Below are 17,685 nucleotides of genomic sequence, written 5' to 3'. Positions count from 1 at the left end.
ACGCACGGACCGCTCCCCTACTCGGCGGGCTTGGCGGACGGGGCGGACTTGGCCGGCTTCGCGGGTGCGGCCGGCTTCGCGGGTCTGATCCGTGCGGCGACCCAGCCGCCGTCCGGGTCGAGCCAGATCGCGGGGCCCGCGTACAGGTTCTGCCGGGTGGGGTAGCCGGTGACGTGGTTGCCGTTGAACTCGATCTCGTTCTGCTGCTCGAACAGCGGGATCAGCGGCATGTCGCGGATGAACTCCCGCTGGATCGTGGCGTAGTGCGGCTTCTGTCGCGCCAGGTCGGTGGTGGCGGCGATCGCGGCGAGGGCCTTGTCGACGGTCGGGTTGTGGTAGCGGCCGTAGTTGCCGACGTTGGTGCTCTTGCCGATGGCCGGGGCGATGGCGCTGTTGAGGAGCTGGTCGTAGTACGCGCGCGGGTCGGGCGTGTACCCGTAGTTGCTCAGGAGGAGTTCGAAGCGCCCGGTGGCCTGGGCGTCGGTGAACTGGGCGACGGAGACGGCCTTGATCTCCAGGCCGATGCCCGCCTTCTTCAGCTGCTGCTCGACCATCTGCCCGACGCTGACGTAGTCGGTCCAGCCGGACACCAGGGTCAGGGAGAGGCTCAGCTTCCTGCCGTCCTTGGTCCAGCCGCCTGAGCTTCTCGTGTATCCGGCGGCCCGCAGATGCTTGGCGACGGCCGCTCGGCCCGTCTCGAACGTGGCGTCCTTGAGGGTCGGGTCGAGCACGTTGTGGAAGTTGGGCAGCAGCAGGGCCATCGGGTTGGTGGGCGGGGCGTATCCGCCGTAGACGGACTTGCTCATGAACGCGCGGTCGAGCGCGGCGCTGATCGCCTTGCGGACGTTCACGTCGGCGGTGACACCGCGGGCGGCGCACGGCACCAGGAACGCCACCGACATCGGAACGTCGACCAGGGCGAACCCGGGGTCCTTGTCGAGGTAGTTCTTCTTGATGTCGGGGATGAAGCCGCCCGCCCAGTCGATCCGGCCCTTGGCGACCTGGGCGAGGAACGCGTTGTTCCCGCTGAAGGAGACGTACCGGATCGTTTTGAAGTGCGGCAGCCCCGGCACGTAGTAGTCGTCGCGGGCGGTCAGCTCCATGGTGGTGCCCTTGACGAACTTGACCTTCCACGGCCCGGTGGCGACCGGGTCCGGGTTGGTCTCGGTCTTCTTCTTCGCGTCCGGGATCTTCGCCCAGATGTGCTTGGGCAGCATCTTGGACTTGCCGAGCAGGAAGTACTCCTTGGTGTACGCGGACTCGGTGAAGGTCAGCACGAGGGTGTGGTCGTCGGGTGCCGTGATCGTGTCGAGCGGGTAGGCGTACTGGTTCAGCTCCTTGTTGTCCTTGGCGATCTGGAACGTGTACGCGGCGTCCTCGGCGGTGAACGGCTTGCCGTCGCTCCACTTCACGCCCCGGCGCAGGGCGACCGTGAGCTTCCTGCCGCCGTCGGCCCACGTGTAGCCGGTGCCGAGCCAGTGGTGGACCTCGCCCGCCTTGGCCGCGTTGAAGTGGAACAGCGGCTCGTAGAGGAGTCCGTGGGTGGGGTGCAGGGGCTGCGGGGCGAACGGGTTGAAGTTGCGCACCAGTTGGCCCTGTGTGGCGTTGACGACGAGGGTGCCTCCGGGCTCCGGGGCGCCGCTGTCGGCACCGCCGCAGGCCGCGGCGAGCGGTCCCGCGAGGACGAGGCCCGCGGCGGAGGCGAGAACGGTGCGGCGGGTGGGGTGCGCTTGCTGCGGTGGCGGTGGCGGTGTGGAGGAAGACATCGCGGGTCCCTCGCTTCGTCCGGCTCGGCTGGTGCTGACGCTGGTGCTGGGATTGCTCGCGTGCTCAGGTCGTCCGGTCACGGTGTGTTCGCCGTACGGTGGTCCGCGCACCGTCGGCGCCGTGAAAGTAGACGCGTGCGAAAGTGGCTGTCAATGCGCTTGCGGCGCTCTCGCGCGAATTCAACTGAACCGGATTAGTAGGTGTGTTCATCGAATACCGTCGAAGGCGCAGGCCACATCCCGTGCACCAGCGGGTCACATCCGGGACGTCCGGAAGAGAAGGGAATCCGAGTGAAGCGACCCACGATGGCGGACATCGCGCGCCGGGCCGGCGTGACCAAGGCCGCCGTGTCCTTCGCGCTCAACGACCGGCCGGGCGTCTCGGCACCGACGCGGCGACGCATCCTGGCGATCGCCGAGGAGCTCGGCTGGCAGCCCAACAGTGCGGCGCGGGCCCTGTCGGACGGCAGGGCGGGGGCGTTCGGCCTGGTCATCGACCGGCCCGCGCGCACGCTCGGCCTTGAGCCGTTCTTCATGCAGCTGGTCTCCGGCATCCAGGCCGAACTCATCACGGACGCCACACCGTTGGTCTTCACGATGGCCGAGGACCAGGCGGCGGAGGTCGCGCTGTACCGGTCGTGGTGGGCGCGGCGCCGCGTCGACGGGGTGTTCCTGGTGGACCTCAAGGCGGACGACGCGCGGGTGCCGGTCCTGGAGGAGCTCGGGATGCCGGGCGTGGTGATCGGCGCGCCGGTCGGCACGGGCCGCCTGCCCGCCGTGTGGAGCGACGACGGCGCGGCGGTGCGCACCGTGGTGCGGTACCTGGCGGAACTCGGGCACCGGCGGATCGCCCGGGTCAGCGGGCCCGCGGTGCTGCGGCACACCATCACCCGCACGGACGCCTTCGCGGCGTGCGTGCGGGAGTCGGGCCTCGAAGGCCGGATCGTGGAGGCCGACTACAGCGGCGAGCGGGGCGCGGCGGCGACCCGCGAACTGCTGGCCGCGGGCCCGGGGCGGCGGCCCACGGCGATCCTGTACGACAACGACGTGATGGCGGTGTCGGGCCTGACGACGGCGCAGGCGCTCGGCGTGCGGGTGCCGGACGACCTGTCGCTGGTGGCCTGGGACGACTCGGCGCTGTGCGAACTGGTGCATCCGCCGCTGACGGCGCTGAGCCGGGACATCGCCGCGTACGGGGCGCATGCCGCGCGTCGGCTGCGGGAGGCCGCGGGCGGGCGCGAGGTCGGCGACCTGCAGGATCCGGGGCCGCGGTTGACGGTGCGCGGCAGCACGTCCGGGGCGCCGGTCTCATAAACCGGTTTATGAAGTCATGCCCTCGGGGCGTGCGTCATTGACGCTGAACCGGTAAAGCGGTTCACTCGACGCACCAGCACCTGACCAGTGCGCGGCACGCCCGTCCGCACCGGGCCGCGCCCGTCCGTGCGCCCGTCCATGCGCTCGTTTTCACCCATTCTCAGGGAGATTTCGCCGATGCCGCGTTCCGCTGCCCGGATTTCCGCCGACGGCCGCCCGGTCACCTGGCTCGGGGCCAACTTCTGGTCCCGTTCAGGCGGCCCGCTGATGTGGCGCAGTTATGACCCGCAGCTCGTGAGCGAGGAGCTGCGGGTCCTGCGCGATCACGGCCTGAACGTGACCCGCTCGTTCTTCTACTGGCCCGACTTCCACCCCGAACCGGAGCGGATCGACGAGGAGTTGTGCGGCCACTACGCGGACTTCCTCGACCGGCACCGGGCGCTCGGCATGACGACCGTTCCGACGTTCCTCGTGGGCCACATGTCCGGCGAGAACTGGGATCCGGCCTGGCGTGCCGGACGGGACCTGTACGGCGACGTGTGGCTGGTGGCGCGGCAGGCGTGGTTCGTACGGGAGATGACACGCCGATTCACGGACCACCCGGCGGTGTCGGGATGGCTGGTCTCCAACGAGATGCCGATCTACGGGGCCGAGGAGACGGACCGCGAAACGGTCGCCTCCTGGGCGCAGTTGATGGTCGACGCGGTACGCGCGGGGGGCGGCACCCAGCCGGTGTCGCTCGGCGACGGCGCGTGGGGCATCGAGAACTCCGGTCACGACAACGGCTTCTCGGTGCGGGACACGGCCCGCCTGTGCGACTGGCTGGGCCCGCACGTGTACCGCATGGAGGACGATCCGGTGCGCCAGCACTACGCGGCGGCCTGGGTGTGCGAGCTGACGTCGACCTTCGAACGGCCCGTCGTACTGGAGGAGTTCGGCCTGACGTCGGCGTTCGCCTCGGACGAGAACGCGGCGGCGTACTACCGCCAGGCGCTGCACAACAGCCTGCTCGCCGGGGCGACGGGGTGGATCGCCTGGAACAACAGCGACTACGACACCCCGGTGCTGCGCGACCAGCGGCCGTACCGGCACCACGCCTTCGAGATGTACTTCGGGCTGACCGACAGCGCGGGCCGCCCCAAGCCCCAGCTGCGCGAGCTCCGCGACTTCGGGCGGGTGCTGAGGGAAGTGGAGTGGGAGCGGTGCGCGCGGTCCGCCACGGACACGGCGCTCGTCGTCTCCTCGTACCTGGACACGCCCTACCCGTTCACGCGGGCCGAGGACCGCTCGTACGTCCAGGAGACGGGGCGGCAGGCGTGGGTGGCGGCACGGCTCGCGGACGCGCCGGCGACGTTGCTGCGGGAGAGCGACGGGGAACCGGCGGAGGGCTACCGCCTCTATCTGGTGCCGTCGGCCAAGCAGTTGCTCTCGCCCACCTGGTACCGCCTGGAGGAGATCGCGCGGGGCGGGGCGACGGTGTACGTGTCGTACTCGGCGGGCGCGCACGACGAACAGCGCGGACCGTGGTACGCGCGACTCGACCGGCTCTTCGGTGTGCGGCACCGGCTGGCGTACGGCCTGGTGAACCCGGTCGAGGACGACGAGGTGACCTTCACGTTCGGGCGGGACTTCGGGAGCCTCGGCGCGAGGGCACGGCTGACCCTGCGGGCGGCGGGGACGGCGGACAGCCGGAGCTTCCTGCCGGTCGAGCCCGAGGACGGGACGGAGGTCGTCGCCGTGGACGGCCGGGGGCGTCCCGCGCTCCTTGAGCGGGCGGTCGGTGCCGGACGCCTGATCCTGTGCACGTACCCGGTGGAGCACATGGCCGCGGTGACGCCTCGCGTGAATCCGGAGGCCACCTGCGACCTCTACGACGCGCTGGCGGTTCGGGCCGGGGTGCGCAGGCCGGTGACCGTGGCGGATCCACGGGTGGCGGTCGACCTCGTCGACCATGCGGACGGGCACCGGTGGGTGTGGCTGGTGAGCCAGTGCGAGGCCGAGCTGCCGGTGAAGCCCGTCGTGGCGGAGGGGTGGCGGCTGTCGGCACGGGCCGGTGAGGGGGCGGGGCCGCCGGTGCGGGCGGTGACGCTGCCGCCGTACGGGGTGGTGGTGCTGCGGCTCGACGCGGCGTAGGCCCCTGACCGGGGCAACCGGGTGTTTGTCCGGACAATTGATTGACAGCAAACGGGCGGGGCGGCACGTTGGGTGCATGCGCATCGGACTCATCGGAACGGGCCGTATCGGCACTTTTCACGCGGGTGTCCTGGCGCGATACCGGGAGGCCGGGTCGCTCGTCGTGACCGACGCCGATCCGGTCCGTGCCGCCGCGCTCGCCGCACGCATCGGGGCGACGGCGGCGCCGAGCGTCGACGAGGTCTTCAAGTGGGGCGTGGACGCGCTGGTGATCACCGCCGCGACGGCCGCGCACGCCGAGCTGATCGGGCGGGCGGCGCGGGCCGGGCTTCCGGTGTTCTGCGAGAAGCCGATCGCCCTCGACCTGCCCGGCACGCTGGCCGCGCTGCGCGACGTGGCGGCCGCGGGCACGGTGCTGCAGCTCGGCTTCCAGCGCCGCTTCGACGCCGGGTACACGGCGGCGCGTCAGGCCGTACGGGAGGGACGGCTCGGGCGGCTGCACACCGTGCGCGCGGTCACCGCCGACCCGGCGCCGCCGCCCGCGGCGTACCTGCCCCTGTCGGGCGGCCTGTACCGGGACTGTCTGGTGCACGATTTCGACGCGCTGCGGTGGGTGACCGGGCGGGAGGTCGTGGAGGTGTACGCGGCCGGGTCGGACACGGGCCCCGCCATGTTCCGGGAAGCGGGCGACGTGGACACGGCCGCGGTGGTCCTCACCCTGGACGACGGCACCCTGGCCACGGCGACGGCGACGCGGTGCAACGGCGCCGGGTACGACGTCCGCATGGAGCTCTCCGGCGACCGGGACACCGTGGTCGTGGGCCTGGACGACCGCACCCCGATCGCCTCCACGGAGCCCGCGGGGCCACGAGCCGCCGACAAGCCCTGGCCCGGCTTCCTTGAGCGCTTCGCCCCCGCGTACGAGGCCGAGCTGAAGACCTTCGTGGACGTCGCCCGCGGCGCGGCCCCCAACCCGTGCGACGGCTGGGAGGCGCTCAAGGCGCTGCGGATCGCGGAGGCGTGCGAGCTGTCACGCGCGGAACGCCGGGTGGTCCGGATCGCGGAGATCCCGGGCGGCGAGGACGACTGACTTCAGACCGTCACGCGGGGCCCGAGGCGCGGATACCGGAGAGAGAAGCCGGACGGATCTTGCCACAGTCGCGGGGTCCCGCGCGCGTCTGCGGCGGTGACGGCTTCACCAGCGCACGGGCAGCCTTCTCGTGCCGCGTATCAGGAGGCCGGGCAGCCAGGCGTCCGGCTCGCCGTCCAGGGCAAGGTCCGGGCAGCGCTCCAGGAGGGCGGCGATGGCCGTGCGGCCCTCCAGGCGGGCCAGCGGCGCACCGAGGCAGAAGTGGGGGCCGTGTCCGAACGCCAGGTGACCGCGGCTCTCGCGGCGGATGTCGAAGTCGTCGGGGGCCGCGTGCCGCCGCCCGTCGCGCCCCGCCGAGGCCAGGCCGACAAGGACGGCGTCGCCCGCCGGGACGGTCGTACCGCCGATGTCGACCGCTTCCGCGGCCCAGCGGTACGTCGAGTTCTCCACCGGGCCGTCATAGCGGAGCATCTCCTCCACCGCGCCGTCGAGCAGACTCGGGTCGGCGCGCAGCGCGGCGAGCTGGTCGGGGTGGGTCAGGAGCGCGCGTACGCCGTTGCCGATCAGGTTGACCGTCGTCTCGTGGCCCGCGACGAGCAGCAGGAAGGCCATGCCGCGCAGTTCGGTGGGTGAGAGGCGGTCGCCGTCCTCTGCGGTGGTCCGGATGAGCGCGCTCAGCAGGTCGTCGCCGGGCGTGGAGCGGCTCTTCTCGGCGATCAGTTCCGTGAGAAAACCGGCGAGTTCGACGAAGGCCGCGTACTCCTCCTCTCCGCCGGTGGGCGCGACGACCTGGGTCGAGAGGCGGCGGAACATGACCCGGTCGATGTCGGGCACCCCGAGCAGCTCGCAGATGACGACGAACGGCAGCGGGAAGGCCAGGGCCTCGATCAGGTCGGCGCGGCCGCGCGGCACCATCGCGTCGAGCAGCTCGTCGGTGATCTTCTGTACACGCGGGCGCAGTCGCTCGATCCGACGCGGGGTGAACTCGCGGGCGACGAGTTTGCGGAGTCTGCCGTGCTCGGGTGCGTCGGCCGTCAGCAGGTGGGGGCCGATCAGTGATGATTCCAGGTTCTCGTAGCCGAGTGCGGCCGGGGACTTGACCAGGCGCGAGTCGGTCAGCGCGGCCCGCGCCGCCTCGTGCCCGACGACGAGCCATGCCTCGTAGGCTCCCCCTGAGCCCGGCACGCGCACGTGGTGGACCGGGCCGATGGCCCTGAGCCGCTCGTAGACGGGATACGGATCCGCGAAGAACTCGTCGTCACCGCCCGCGTACTCCCCCAGATCGACGGTCACGCTCGCCCCTCCCCGGCTCGTCCACGCTCGTCCGTCCCCTCACCCTGTCCAACGACCGGTGCTGTGCCTGAGTTCCGGGGCGTGCGGTGACAGGCACGATCACTCTCGTCCGTCAGCGGGGACCCGGGCGGCCGGGCCGGGCGGAGCCCGTTCGAGGTCGGGGGAGGGGGCGACCGACGACAACACCGCGGGTGCGAAGCCCCTCCCCCGCGCCCGAAGGTCCGAGGACCGGCGACTTCCCCGGCCTGGGGAAGAGCCGGGTTCAGCAGGAGAAGTCGATCAGGTCGAACGACGCGTAGTGGTCAGAGGTGTAGTAGTCCTCCTGGCTCCGCTCGCCGGTGACGATGCGGCGGGCGCCGCGGGTCGGGGAGCCCGGCGTGATGACCGTGTACTCGTGGTAGTAGCCGGTGGGCTCCGACGGCAGGATGCCCTCACGGTTCTGGAAGACCGTGCCGTCCTGGGAGTACGGGAACGGGCCGTCGGAGGCGATCAGGTCCAGCGTGTCGTACGCCTGCGACGGCAGGTCGGAGTAGCAGATGCTGCCGACCGAATCGGCGGAGAGGGTGGCGGTGGAGACCGTGGGGGCGGAGGCGGCCGGAGCCGGGGCCGCCTGGGCGGCGACCGCGGTGGGGCCGCCGACGAGGAGGGCTGCGGCGAGGGCCGCGACACTGAGAAAACGTGGGGGTGTCTTCATGCCCGTAAGTGTGACGCGCGTAGACGGGTACGCGTCAACACCAACTACCGCTCGTTCTCCACGAGTTCACGTGGCGCCCGGTGGGCACCGATGTGTTTCGGCCACCGGGCGGCCGACACGCGCGGCGCCCACGGCGGCGCTATCCGGTGTGCGTGGAGAAAAGGCCGCCCGTCATGCCTTCCTTGTCGCCGCCCTGGGCCTTGCGCAGCGCGTTGGCGAGGCCCTCGATGGTCATGGACTGAAGGATCACGCGCCCGTCGCCCTCCAGTGTCGCCAGCGAGAGCCCCTCGCCGCCGAAGACCGCGTTCATCAGGCCCTGCCGGTTCAGGCCGCCGATGCGCTCGACGCCGTACCGGATGCCTTCCTCGAAGGCGACGATGCAGCCCGTGTCGACCTCGATGCGACCGCCGAAGTCCGCCGGGTTGAGGTCGATGAAGTTGCCCGAGCCCGCGATGATCACGGTGCCGCGGCCGGTGAACTTCTCCAGGACGAAGCCCTCGCCGCCGCGCCGCCCGGTCCTGCCGCCCTGCCAGGCGATGCCGAACTCGACGCTCGACTCCGCGGCGACGAACGCGTCCTTCTCGGCGAACCACGCGCGCGTGCCGTCGAGTTCGAGGGCGCGCATCTCTCCCGGCAGCACGCCCGCGAAGCCGACCGTGCCCTCGCCGCCCTGCGACGTGAAGTACTGGAAGGCGAGCGATTCGCCCGCGAGCGCGCGCTGGCCGACCTGCATGGCCGTGCCCATGGCCTGGCGCAGCATGCCGCCCATGCCGCCGCCCGCGCCACCACCCTGGCCCTGCCCCTGGGCCTGGCCGCCCTGGGAGGGGCCCGACAGGCGCGTCTCCATGCTCACGTTCGCCGTCTTGAACAGGAACTTTCCGGCCTCGCAGTAGACGGTCTGGCCGGGGGCGAGGTTCACCACGGCCATCTGCATGGCATTGCCGACGATCTCTTGCTGAAGGGTCACAGCGGTACAACGCGCGGCGCGGGCCGAATGGTTCCGCGTCGCGATGAGCAAGGCGGCCCTGACCGGGCTGACCAAGGCACTCGCCCGGGAACTCGGCGGGCGCGGCATCACCGCGAACATCGTCCACCCCGGGCCGACCGACACCGACATGAACCCGTCGGACGGGCCGTCCGCGTCCTGGCAGGCGTCCATGACGGCGCTCGGCCGGTACGGGACGGTGGAGGAGGTCGCCGCGACCGTGGCCCATCTGGCGGGCCCGGACGCCGCGTACGTCACCGGCGCCGAGTTCGTCGTGGACGGCGGGTTCGCCGCGTGAGGGCGTGACGGGCGCGGGAAGATGCGGGGCGCACCAGTGCTGTCCAGGCCGGTGCGCCCCGCATGTCTGTGTGCCCCCGGCTACTCGCCCAGCTCCGCGTGGCGCGCGGCCAGACGGGAGGCGCCCTGCCCGGTCAGGGAGCCGTACAGGCGAAGGCGGGAGATGCCGCCGTCGGGGTAGATGTCCACGCGCGCGTGGGTGCCCACCGCCGGGGTGTCGAGGACGAAGCGGTGGTTGGTGTCGGGCTGCATGCGGGTGCGCGGCAGCACCTCGACCCACTCGCCGGACCCGCCTTCGGAGTCGTCCTTGACGGAGACGGACGCCCAGCCGGCGCTGTTGCCCTTGAGGTACGCCGTGTCGATCTCCAGGGCGCGGATCTCGGAGTGGGCGACGAGCTGGTAGCGGATCCAGTCGTTGCCGTTGTCGCGGCGGCGCCGGGTCTCCCAGCCGTCGTCCATCTTGCGGGAGCGGCCCGGCTGGATGGTGTTGGTGGCGGGCGAGTAGAAGAGGTTGGAGGCGTCCTCGACACTGCCGCCGTTCTCCAGGGCGACGACGTCGAACGTGCCGAGCGTGGCCAGCCACTTGGGGTCGGGCACGACCTCGCCGTGAACGCGCAGGCGGGCGATGCCGCCGTCGGGGTGCTGGTTGACGCGCAGGTGGGTGAAGCGCTGCTCGACATCGACCGCGAAGCCGTTGGCCGCGTGGCCGCCGATGGCGGTGCGCGGCACCAGGGTCGTCCACTTCACGTCGTCGGCGAGGAGTTCCTCGGGCGTGGGCGCGCCCGCCACGGAGGTCGCCTCGACGGACACGGCCTGCGGGTAGTTGCCGCGGAAGTGGGCGGTGTCGATGACGATGCCGCGTACGACGCCGGGGGCGCCGAGCCGTACGAGGGCCCAGTCGTGGTCGTCGGCGGTGGGCCACGGGTGCTCGGGGCCGGTACCGCGGCGACGGCGGGTCTCCCAGCCGTCCATGACCTTGCCCTTGTGGCCGAAGTGTTCCGGGTCGAACTCGGCGCGCTCGGGCACGAGCAGGTTCTCGCGCTGGGCGAAGAACTCGTCGTTGGCGGCGATCACACCGGCGCCGAGCTGGCGGGCGGCGAGGTCGGCGTACTGGGTGAACGGGAAGTCGGCGGTGCGGTAGTCCGCGTACGGGTCGCCGCCGCCGTAGGGGCTGGCGTCACCGGTGAAGCCGGGTATCTCGGGGGTGCCGGCGGAGCCGGGGGTCGCGGACATGTTCACTTGTTCCTTTCGAGCAGCTTGCCTGCGGGGGCGGTGAACTCACCGTCGGAGACGATGCGCTGACCGCGCAGCCAGGTCGACCTGACGACACCGTGCAGCGTCTTGCCCGCGTAGGCCGTGACGCGGTTGCGGTGCTGGAGGTGGGCCGGGTCGACCGTGAAGGTCTCGTCGGGCGCGAGCACCGCGAAGTCGGCGTCGCGGCCGACGGCGATGGCGCCCTTGCGGTCGTCGAGCCCGACGAGCGCGGACGTGCGCTCCGACATCCAGCGGACCACGTCCTCGAGGGAGTACCCGCGGGCGCGGGCCGCGGTCCACACCGCCGACAGGCTCAGCTGGAGACCGGAGATGCCGCCCCACGCGGTGGCGAAGTCGTCGGTCTTCAGGTCGGCGGTGGACGGCGAGTGGTCGGTGACGACGCAGTCGATGGTGCCGTCGGCGAGCGCCTGCCAGAGCAGGTCCTGGTTGGCGGCCTCGCGGATCGGCGGGCAGCACTTGAACTCGCTGGCCCCGTCGGGGACTTCCTCGGCGGTGAGCGTGAGGTAGTGCGGGCAGGTCTCGACGGTGACCTTGACGCCCTCGGCCTTGGCGGCCGCGATCAGCGGAAGGGCGTCGGAGGACGACAGGTGCAGGATGTGGATGCGGGCGCCGATCCGCTTGGCGGTGTCGATGAGCCCCTTGATCGCGGCGTCCTCGGAGACGCGCGGCCGGGTGGCGAGGTAGTCGTCGTACTTCGGCCCGCTGTGGTGCGGGGCGACGTCCAGCTCGTGCGGGTCCTCGGCGTGCACGATGAGCAGACCGCCGAACCCGGCGATCTCGGCCATGGAGGCGGTGAGCTGGTCGTGGTTCAGATGCGGGAACTCGTCGACCCCGGACGGCGACAGGAAGCACTTGAAGCCGAAGACCCCGGCGTCGTGCAGGGGGCGCAGGTCCTTGACGTTGTCGGGCAGGGCGCCGCCCCAGAAGCCGACGTCGATGTGGGCCTTGGCGGCGGCCACGTCCTTCTTCGTACGCAGGTTGTCGACGGTGGTCGTCGGCGGCAGGGAGTTGAGCGGCATGTCGACGAGGGTCGTGATGCCGCCGGCCGCGGCGGCGCGGGTGGCCGTCCAAAAGCCCTCCCACTCGGCGCGCCCCGGGTCGTTGACGTGCACGTGGGTGTCGACGATGCCGGGCAGCAGCACGTCGTCGCCGAAGTCCTCCAGCCGGGCGCCGGCCGGTACCTCCGCGTCGTGCGCGAGCACCCCGACGATCTTCCCGGCGGCGACGGCGACCGACGCCGGGCGCGTACCGTCGGGGGTGATGACTCGGGTCGAGCGCAGGACCAGTTCGGCGTCGGACACCTCGTCCACCTCAGTCCTCCTCAAGGGGCCTCCCAATTTCAACGTTCTGTTGAAGGAGTTTTCACTCCTGGTTCACGGTCCGTCAAGGGTCCACGGCACACGGCGGGCGCCGCGGGCACTCTCTGGACGTTTCCACAAAGTGGAATTAATATTCCGTTGAGCAGAACGTAGCTACCGACGAACTTGGAGGTCAAGGGAGCACTGGCCGGCAGACCGCCGGGTAGGCTGCACCATCGCCCGCCCGTCACCCACCGCCTCCCCACACGAGGCCGTCGGCCGCCCCTGTGATTCAGCGCCCCGAAAGGAAACCGCGCCGTGTCGATGTCCAGCGCAAGCTCTGCGGAGACCGCGACCGCCAAGCCCGCACCCACCGGCGGTGTGCAGTCCCTCGAGCGCGCCTTCGACCTGCTCGAGCGGATGGCCGACGCCGGTGGAGAGGTCGGCCTGAGCGAGCTGTCCGGCAGCAGCGGCCTGCCGCTGCCCACCATCCACCGGCTGATGCGCACGCTGGTCGCCTGCGGGTACGTACGCCAGCAGCCCAACCGGCGCTATGCGCTCGGCCCGCGCCTGATCCGCCTCGGCGAGTCGGCGTCGCGGCTGCTCGGCACGTGGGCGCGCCCGTATCTCGCGCGACTGGTCGAGGAGACGGGCGAGACGGCGAACATGGCGCTGCTCGACGGCGACGAGATCGTGTACGTGGCTCAGGTGCCGTCCAAGCACTCGATGCGGATGTTCACCGAGGTCGGACGGCGTGTGCTGCCGCACTCGACCGGTGTGGGCAAGGCGCTGCTCGCGCACACGCCCGCCGACGAGGTGCGGTCGCTGCTCGCGCGCACCGGGATGCCCGCGGCCACGGAGAAGACCATCACCACCCCGGACGGGTTCCTCGACGCCCTCGAAGAGGTACGCCGCACCGGGTACGCCGTCGACGACAACGAGCAGGAAATAGGAGTGCGGTGCCTCGCGGTGTCCGTGCCGGACTCGCCGACCGCCGCGGCGATCTCCATCTCCGGCCCCGCCGGGCGGGTCACGGAGGCGGCGACGGACAAGATCGTGCCCGTGCTTCAGCAGGTGGCGCGGGAGCTGTCGGCGGCTCTCGCCAGCTCCGGGGCGGCGTCCTAGCGGTGCGGTCGCGGTCGCCTTCGGCGGCCCTCGGCGCGGCTCGCGGGCCGCGCCGGTCCTCCGCGTCGCCGGTGTGCGGCGCTGTCCTCACGGCGCGGGGTCACCGGGCGGTCCCCAGGGCCGCCAAGGGGTCCACCGCCGTGATGCGGCGTACGGAGAGCGCGGCGCCCGCCACTGCGAGGACGGTCATCACGGCAGCCGGGCCGAGCGCCGCACCGGGCTCCAGGACGAACGGCACGTCCTTCGGCACGAACCTGCCGACGAGGGCCGCGAGCCCGGTTCCCACGGCCGCCCCGGCCACGAGCAGCAGCACGGCCTGTCCCAGCGCGTCGCGCAGCAGATACGCGGTCGAGGAGCCGAGCGCCTTCAGGACCGCGATGTCCGCGCTGCGCTGGATCGTCCAGACGGTGAAGAACGCGCCGACGACCAGCGCCGAGATGACGAAGAGGAAGGCGCGCATCAGCCGCAGGGAGCCGTTCTCCGCCCGGTAGGAGCCGAGGGCCGACAAGGAGCCGTCGAGCGTTGTCGTACGCGTTCCCGCGGCTGCGTCGGCCGCCGTCAGGTCCGCACCGGGGCGTGTTCGCAGCGCGATCACCGTGGCCTGGTCGCCGTGGCCGCCGGTGTGCGCGGCCGGGGCCAGGGACCGCCAGTCGGCGAGGCCCGCCCAGACGACCGGCGTGTGGCTGTAGGACGCGTCACCGCAGACCGCCGACACGGTGAGGTTGCGGCCGCCCGCCGTGATCCGCGAGCCGGGGCGCGCCCCGAGGCCGTCCGCCGCGCCCGTGGACAGCACCACGGTGCCGGGCCCCGGCGCGTCGGGGGCGAGGCCGGAGTCCGGCCGCACCCCGAACACGGAGACCGCGGCGGTACCGCGCCCGGCGGTCGCCTCGATCGTCGTGATGCCGAGCGGTTCGGCGCGCACCACACCGGGCCGCGCCGCCAGCCGCCGCCACTGCGCCGCGCGCACCGTCGAGGCGGTGAACGACACCGTCCGCCCCGCGGCGGGCCGCCCGAACGCGATGTGGTCGGCGGGCAGCCCGGTGAGCGCGGACGTGTTGTCCCGGGCGAGGCCCCCGGTCAACCCGGACAGCAGGCCCACCAGCAGCGTGATCAGTACGATGACGGCCCCCATCAGGGCGAAGCGTCCCTTGGCGAACCGTAGATCTCTGCATGCGACGAACATGATGTCCACCCTGGGGCCCCGGGCCCACGCGGGCGGCGCGCCACAACGGCGTTCACCGATACCGGCGACACCTGTCCGCCGACGCCCGCGCCGACCCCCGCCTCATCCGACCGTCCCCGCCCCCATCGGCGTCCGCTGCCTCAGTCGGCGTCCGCTGCCTCGGCGTCCGCTCCACCGCACCGACGCGCCCTCACCCGCGTCCGGCCGGCCCGCCGAACAGCTCCACCGCGCCCCGCACCTGGGCCAGCGCCTCGCCCAGGGCACTGACCGAGCCGACCGCCCCCGCGACCAGCAGCAGGGAGCGGCGCAGCCGCGCCGCCTCGGGCGACCCGCCGACCGCCATGGCGTCGAGCGCCGCGAGTTCGTCCTCTGCGACGGCACGGTCGGGGAACTCGGCCGGGTGAGCGGCGAGTTCGCGGCGCAGCCTGGACACCGCGGCGCGCAGCGCCGTCACCCGAGGGTCCTGATCGCCGCTCGTCACCCGCCGCCTCTGCTTCACGATCCGCAACGAAGCTCTCCCCTCGCACGTCGTTGTGCGCTGTCTCCGCACCGGCGCCACCCCACCCCGAACCTTGTTCGGGCGGCCAACTCCGGTACGTGGCCGACCAGTTAACGCCACATGACCCGCCCGCGCCAGTCCGTTGCGCAAGGCAACCGAGAACGCGGGCCCGGCGCGGCGCGCACCGGCGCGGGCGGTGCGGTATGCAGGGGTCATGACGACGAACGAGACGGGTGCGGTTGCGGGTGCCGGTGCGGTCGCGGGGCTGTTGCTCGCCGCGGGCGGCGGGCGACGGCTCGGGGGCCGCCCCAAGGCGCTGCTCCCTCACCAGGGACGGCCCCTGGTGGAGCACGGGGTGCGGGTGCTGCGGGAGGGCGGCTGCGGGCCGGTGCACGTGGTGGTCGGGGCGGCGGCCGCCGACGTACGCGCGCGTGCCGCGCTCGACGGATGCGTGGTGGTCGAGAACCCGCAGTGGCGGCAGGGCATGGGCTCGTCGCTGCGGGCGGGCCTCGGCTCGCTCCTCGGCACCGGCTCGGCCGCCGCGCTCGTGCTGCTCGTGGACCAGCCGGGGATCGGCCCGGCGGCCGTGCGCCGGGTACGTGAGGCGTTTCACTCGACGGATTCGCTGGCGGCGGCCGCGTACGACGGCGAGCGCGGCCATCCGGTGCTGTTCGGACGCGCCCACTGGGCGGGCATCGCGGCGAGCGCCGCAGGTGACCAGGGGGCCAGGGCCTATCTGAAGGAGCACGCGGGGGCCGTGGAACTGGTCGAGTGCGGGGACGTGGCACAGGCGTACGACATCGACACCCCGGCCGATCTCGGCCACCTTGAGTAAGAGCGGTGGCACTGAGCGCCACGTTCTGTCGATCCTGAGAATCTCGACGTCAACAAACCATTGAACTTCCACAATGAGGAAACTACTATCCACTGTTCAGAAGGGCCGGTCCCTGGTGAGGGACCCGCAGACGTACGTTCGGCGTACCCGGCACCCCGTGCCGCCCGCGCCTGCTCGCTGAAGGAAGTGACAGCTCATGTCCGCACCAGCGCCGTCCCCGCTGGCCATCGTCGACGCACCGTCCCTGCCACGGCAGGACGAGGTCCTCACCGACGCGGCCCTCGCCTTCGTGGCCGAGCTGCACCGGCTGTTCACGCCCCGGCGTGACGAGCTCCTCGCCCGCCGCCGCGAGCGCCGCGCCGAGATCGCCCGCACCTCCACGCTCGACTTCCTTCCCGAGACCGCCGCGATCCGCGAGGACGCCTCCTGGAAGGTCGCCGAGGCCCCGGCCGCCCTCGACGACCGCCGCGTCGAGATCACCGGCCCCACCGACCGCAAGATGACGATCAACGCGCTGAACTCCGGCGCGAAGGTCTGGCTCGCCGACTTCGAGGACGCGTCGGCGCCGACCTGGGAGAACGTCATCGGCGGCCAGCTCAACCTCACCGCCGCGTACACCCGCACCATCGACTTCACCGACGAGCGCACCGGCAAGTCGTACGCGCTGCGCCCGGCCGACGAACTGGCGACGGTCGTCATGCGCCCGCGCGGCTGGCACCTCGACGAGCGCCATCTGGTGGACGAGGCCGGCAAGCCCGTCCCCGGCGCCCTGGTCGACTTCGGCCTCTACTTCTTCCACAACGCCAAGCGCCTCATCGAGCTCGGCAAGGGCCCGTACTTCTACCTGCCGAAGACCGAGTCGCACCTCGAGGCCCGCCTGTGGAACGACATCTTCGTCTTCGCCCAGGACTACGTCGGCATCCCGCAGGGCACCGTCCGCGCCACCGTGCTCATCGAGACGATCACGGCCGCGTACGAGATGGAGGAGATCCTCTACGAGCTGCGCGACCACGCGAGCGGGCTGAACGCCGGGCGCTGGGACTACCTCTTCTCCATCGTCAAGAACTTCCGTGACGGCGGCGCCAAGTTCGTCCTGCCGGACCGCAACCTGGTGACGATGACCGCGCCGTTCATGCGCGCGTACACGGAGCTGCTCGTGCGCACCTGCCACAAGCGCGGCGCGCACGCCATCGGCGGCATGGCGGCCTTCATCCCGTCCCGCCGGGACGCCGAGGTCAACAAGGTCGCCTTCGAGAAGGTCCGCGCCGACAAGGACCGCGAGGCGGGCGACGGCTTCGACGGCTCCTGGGTCGCCCACCCGGACCTGGTCCCGATCGCCATGGAGTCCTTCGACAAGGTCCTCGGCGACAAGCCCCACCAGAAGGACCGGCTGCGCGAGGACGTCTCCGTGGCGCCCGGCGACCTCATCGCCATCGACTCGCTCGACGCGAAGCCCACCTACGCGGGTCTCGTCAACGCCGTCCAGGTCGGCATCCGTTACATCGAGGCGTGGCTGCGCGGTCTCGGCGCCGTCGCGATCTTCAACCTGATGGAGGACGCGGCGACGGCGGAGATCTCCCGCTCGCAGATCTGGCAGTGGATCAACGCCGGTGTCGTCTTCGAGACCGGCGAGCACACGGGCGAGACGGTCACCGCCGACCTCGCCCGCAAGGTCGCCGCCGAGGAACTGGCGAACATCAAGGCCGAGATCGGTGAGGATGCCTTCGCGGCCGGCAAGTGGCAGCAGGCCCACGACCTGCTCCTCCAGGTCTCCCTGGACGCCGACTACGCGGACTTCCTCACCCTGCCCGCGTACGAGCAGCTCCGCTGACACGTTCGGCACGTCCGGCACGTCCGCGTCGTAGAAGGCCCCTCGGCACCGCACAGCGCCGGGGGGC

At 71.9% G+C, this 17,685-nt stretch carries 14 protein-coding genes and 1 pseudogene; 7 read left to right on the top strand and 8 right to left on the bottom strand.

Going from position 1 to position 17,685, the window contains the following annotated elements; genetic code table 11:
- Nucleotides 1–17: 17 nt before the first annotated feature.
- Nucleotides 18–1,766, bottom strand: coding sequence for an ABC transporter substrate-binding protein (locus tag OFY01_RS25310; RefSeq protein ID WP_266603609.1), 1,749 nt, complete (start codon nucleotides 1,764–1,766; stop codon nucleotides 18–20).
- 291 nt (nucleotides 1,767–2,057) lie between these two features.
- Between OFY01_RS25310 and OFY01_RS25305 the strand changes: the two genes are divergently transcribed.
- From OFY01_RS25305 to OFY01_RS25295, 3 genes are all read left to right on the top strand, one after another.
- Nucleotides 2,058–3,080, top strand: coding sequence for a LacI family DNA-binding transcriptional regulator (locus OFY01_RS25305; protein ID WP_266603607.1), 1,023 nt, complete (start codon nucleotides 2,058–2,060; stop codon nucleotides 3,078–3,080).
- Between the two features lie 177 nt (nucleotides 3,081–3,257).
- Nucleotides 3,258–5,213, top strand: coding sequence for a cellulase family glycosylhydrolase (locus OFY01_RS25300; RefSeq protein WP_266603605.1), 1,956 nt, complete (start codon nucleotides 3,258–3,260; stop codon nucleotides 5,211–5,213).
- Nucleotides 5,214–5,289: 76 nt separating this feature from the next.
- The gene (locus OFY01_RS25295) at nucleotides 5,290–6,303 is read left to right on the top strand and encodes a Gfo/Idh/MocA family protein (RefSeq protein ID WP_266603603.1); all 1,014 of its coding nucleotides are present in this window, start codon (nucleotides 5,290–5,292) and stop codon (nucleotides 6,301–6,303) included.
- Nucleotides 6,304–6,408: 105 nt separating this feature from the next.
- Here OFY01_RS25295 and OFY01_RS25290 read toward each other — a convergent pair whose 3' ends face one another.
- The 3 genes from OFY01_RS25290 to OFY01_RS25280 form a co-directional block, all read right to left on the bottom strand.
- Nucleotides 6,409–7,596, bottom strand: a complete 1,188-nt coding sequence (locus OFY01_RS25290) for a cytochrome P450 family protein (protein WP_266603601.1) — start codon at nucleotides 7,594–7,596, stop codon at nucleotides 6,409–6,411.
- A gap of 262 nt (nucleotides 7,597–7,858) precedes the next feature.
- Entirely contained in the window at nucleotides 7,859–8,290 is a 432-nt protein-coding gene (locus OFY01_RS25285) for a ribonuclease (RefSeq protein ID WP_266603599.1), read from the bottom strand.
- A 139-nt stretch (nucleotides 8,291–8,429) separates the two neighbouring features.
- Nucleotides 8,430–9,257 carry an AIM24 family protein gene (locus OFY01_RS25280; RefSeq protein ID WP_266603597.1) on the bottom strand — a complete coding sequence of 276 codons (828 nt, stop codon included), beginning with the start codon at nucleotides 9,255–9,257 and terminating at the stop codon, nucleotides 8,430–8,432.
- A 40-nt stretch (nucleotides 9,258–9,297) separates the two neighbouring features.
- Here OFY01_RS25280 and OFY01_RS25275 point away from each other — a divergent pair.
- Nucleotides 9,298–9,573: pseudogene (locus OFY01_RS25275) on the top strand (SDR family oxidoreductase); the annotation flags it as partial.
- An 80-nt stretch (nucleotides 9,574–9,653) separates the two neighbouring features.
- Here the strand turns inward: OFY01_RS25275 and alc are convergent.
- Complete coding sequence (gene alc, locus OFY01_RS25270) at nucleotides 9,654–10,805, bottom strand: allantoicase (protein WP_266603595.1); 1,152 nt, start codon at nucleotides 10,803–10,805, stop codon at nucleotides 9,654–9,656.
- A 2-nt stretch (nucleotides 10,806–10,807) separates the two neighbouring features.
- Complete coding sequence (allB, locus tag OFY01_RS25265) at nucleotides 10,808–12,148, bottom strand: allantoinase AllB (protein WP_266603690.1); 1,341 nt, start codon at nucleotides 12,146–12,148, stop codon at nucleotides 10,808–10,810.
- Between the two features lie 321 nt (nucleotides 12,149–12,469).
- Between allB and OFY01_RS25260 the strand changes: the two genes are divergently transcribed.
- On the top strand, nucleotides 12,470–13,270 hold the full coding sequence (locus tag OFY01_RS25260) for an IclR family transcriptional regulator (protein WP_266603593.1): 801 nt from the start codon (nucleotides 12,470–12,472) through the stop codon (nucleotides 13,268–13,270).
- 100 nt (nucleotides 13,271–13,370) lie between these two features.
- On the opposite strand, the gene OFY01_RS25255 is transcribed toward OFY01_RS25260, so the two are convergent.
- Both OFY01_RS25255 and OFY01_RS25250 read right to left on the bottom strand, forming a co-directional pair.
- Nucleotides 13,371–14,453: an ABC transporter permease gene (locus tag OFY01_RS25255; RefSeq protein WP_266603591.1), complete on the bottom strand. Its 1,083-nt coding sequence runs from the start codon at nucleotides 14,451–14,453 to the stop codon at nucleotides 13,371–13,373.
- Between the two features lie 190 nt (nucleotides 14,454–14,643).
- A complete protein-coding gene (locus OFY01_RS25250) occupies nucleotides 14,644–14,934 on the bottom strand; it encodes a DUF5955 family protein (protein ID WP_266603688.1) in 291 nt (96 codons plus the stop codon).
- A 232-nt stretch (nucleotides 14,935–15,166) separates the two neighbouring features.
- On the opposite strand from OFY01_RS25250, the gene OFY01_RS25245 reads away from it, so the two are divergent.
- The gene (locus OFY01_RS25245) at nucleotides 15,167–15,787 is read left to right on the top strand and encodes a nucleotidyltransferase family protein (RefSeq protein ID WP_266603589.1); all 621 of its coding nucleotides are present in this window, start codon (nucleotides 15,167–15,169) and stop codon (nucleotides 15,785–15,787) included.
- 196 nt (nucleotides 15,788–15,983) lie between these two features.
- Nucleotides 15,984–17,618, top strand: coding sequence for a malate synthase A (gene aceB, locus OFY01_RS25240; RefSeq protein WP_266603587.1), 1,635 nt, complete (start codon nucleotides 15,984–15,986; stop codon nucleotides 17,616–17,618).
- Nucleotides 17,619–17,685 lie beyond the last annotated feature (67 nt).

Source organism: Streptomyces beihaiensis, from assembly GCF_026274175.1.
Classification (GTDB): domain Bacteria; phylum Actinomycetota; class Actinomycetes; order Streptomycetales; family Streptomycetaceae; genus Streptomyces; species Streptomyces beihaiensis.
This window is presented reverse-complemented; position numbering and strand designations above follow the sequence as displayed.

What these genes read in the sequence shown, in the direction of transcription:
- OFY01_RS25245 (WP_266603589.1), top strand. Translation starts at nt 15,167, where the DNA reads ATGACGACGAACGAGACGGGTGCGGTTGCGGGTGCCGGTGCGGTCGCG.
- OFY01_RS25295 (WP_266603603.1), top strand. Translation starts at nt 5,290, where the DNA reads ATGCGCATCGGACTCATCGGAACGGGCCGTATCGGCACTTTTCACGCG.
- alc (WP_266603595.1), bottom strand. Translation starts at nt 10,805, where the DNA reads ATGTCCGCGACCCCCGGCTCCGCCGGCACCCCCGAGATACCCGGCTTC.
- OFY01_RS25300 (WP_266603605.1), top strand. Translation starts at nt 3,258, where the DNA reads ATGCCGCGTTCCGCTGCCCGGATTTCCGCCGACGGCCGCCCGGTCACC.
- OFY01_RS25310 (WP_266603609.1), bottom strand. Translation starts at nt 1,766, where the DNA reads ATGTCTTCCTCCACACCGCCACCGCCACCGCAGCAAGCGCACCCCACC.
- OFY01_RS25260 (WP_266603593.1), top strand. Translation starts at nt 12,470, where the DNA reads ATGTCCAGCGCAAGCTCTGCGGAGACCGCGACCGCCAAGCCCGCACCC.
- OFY01_RS25285 (WP_266603599.1), bottom strand. Translation starts at nt 8,290, where the DNA reads ATGAAGACACCCCCACGTTTTCTCAGTGTCGCGGCCCTCGCCGCAGCC.
- OFY01_RS25255 (WP_266603591.1), bottom strand. Translation starts at nt 14,453, where the DNA reads ATGTTCGTCGCATGCAGAGATCTACGGTTCGCCAAGGGACGCTTCGCC.
- aceB (WP_266603587.1), top strand. Translation starts at nt 15,984, where the DNA reads ATGTCCGCACCAGCGCCGTCCCCGCTGGCCATCGTCGACGCACCGTCC.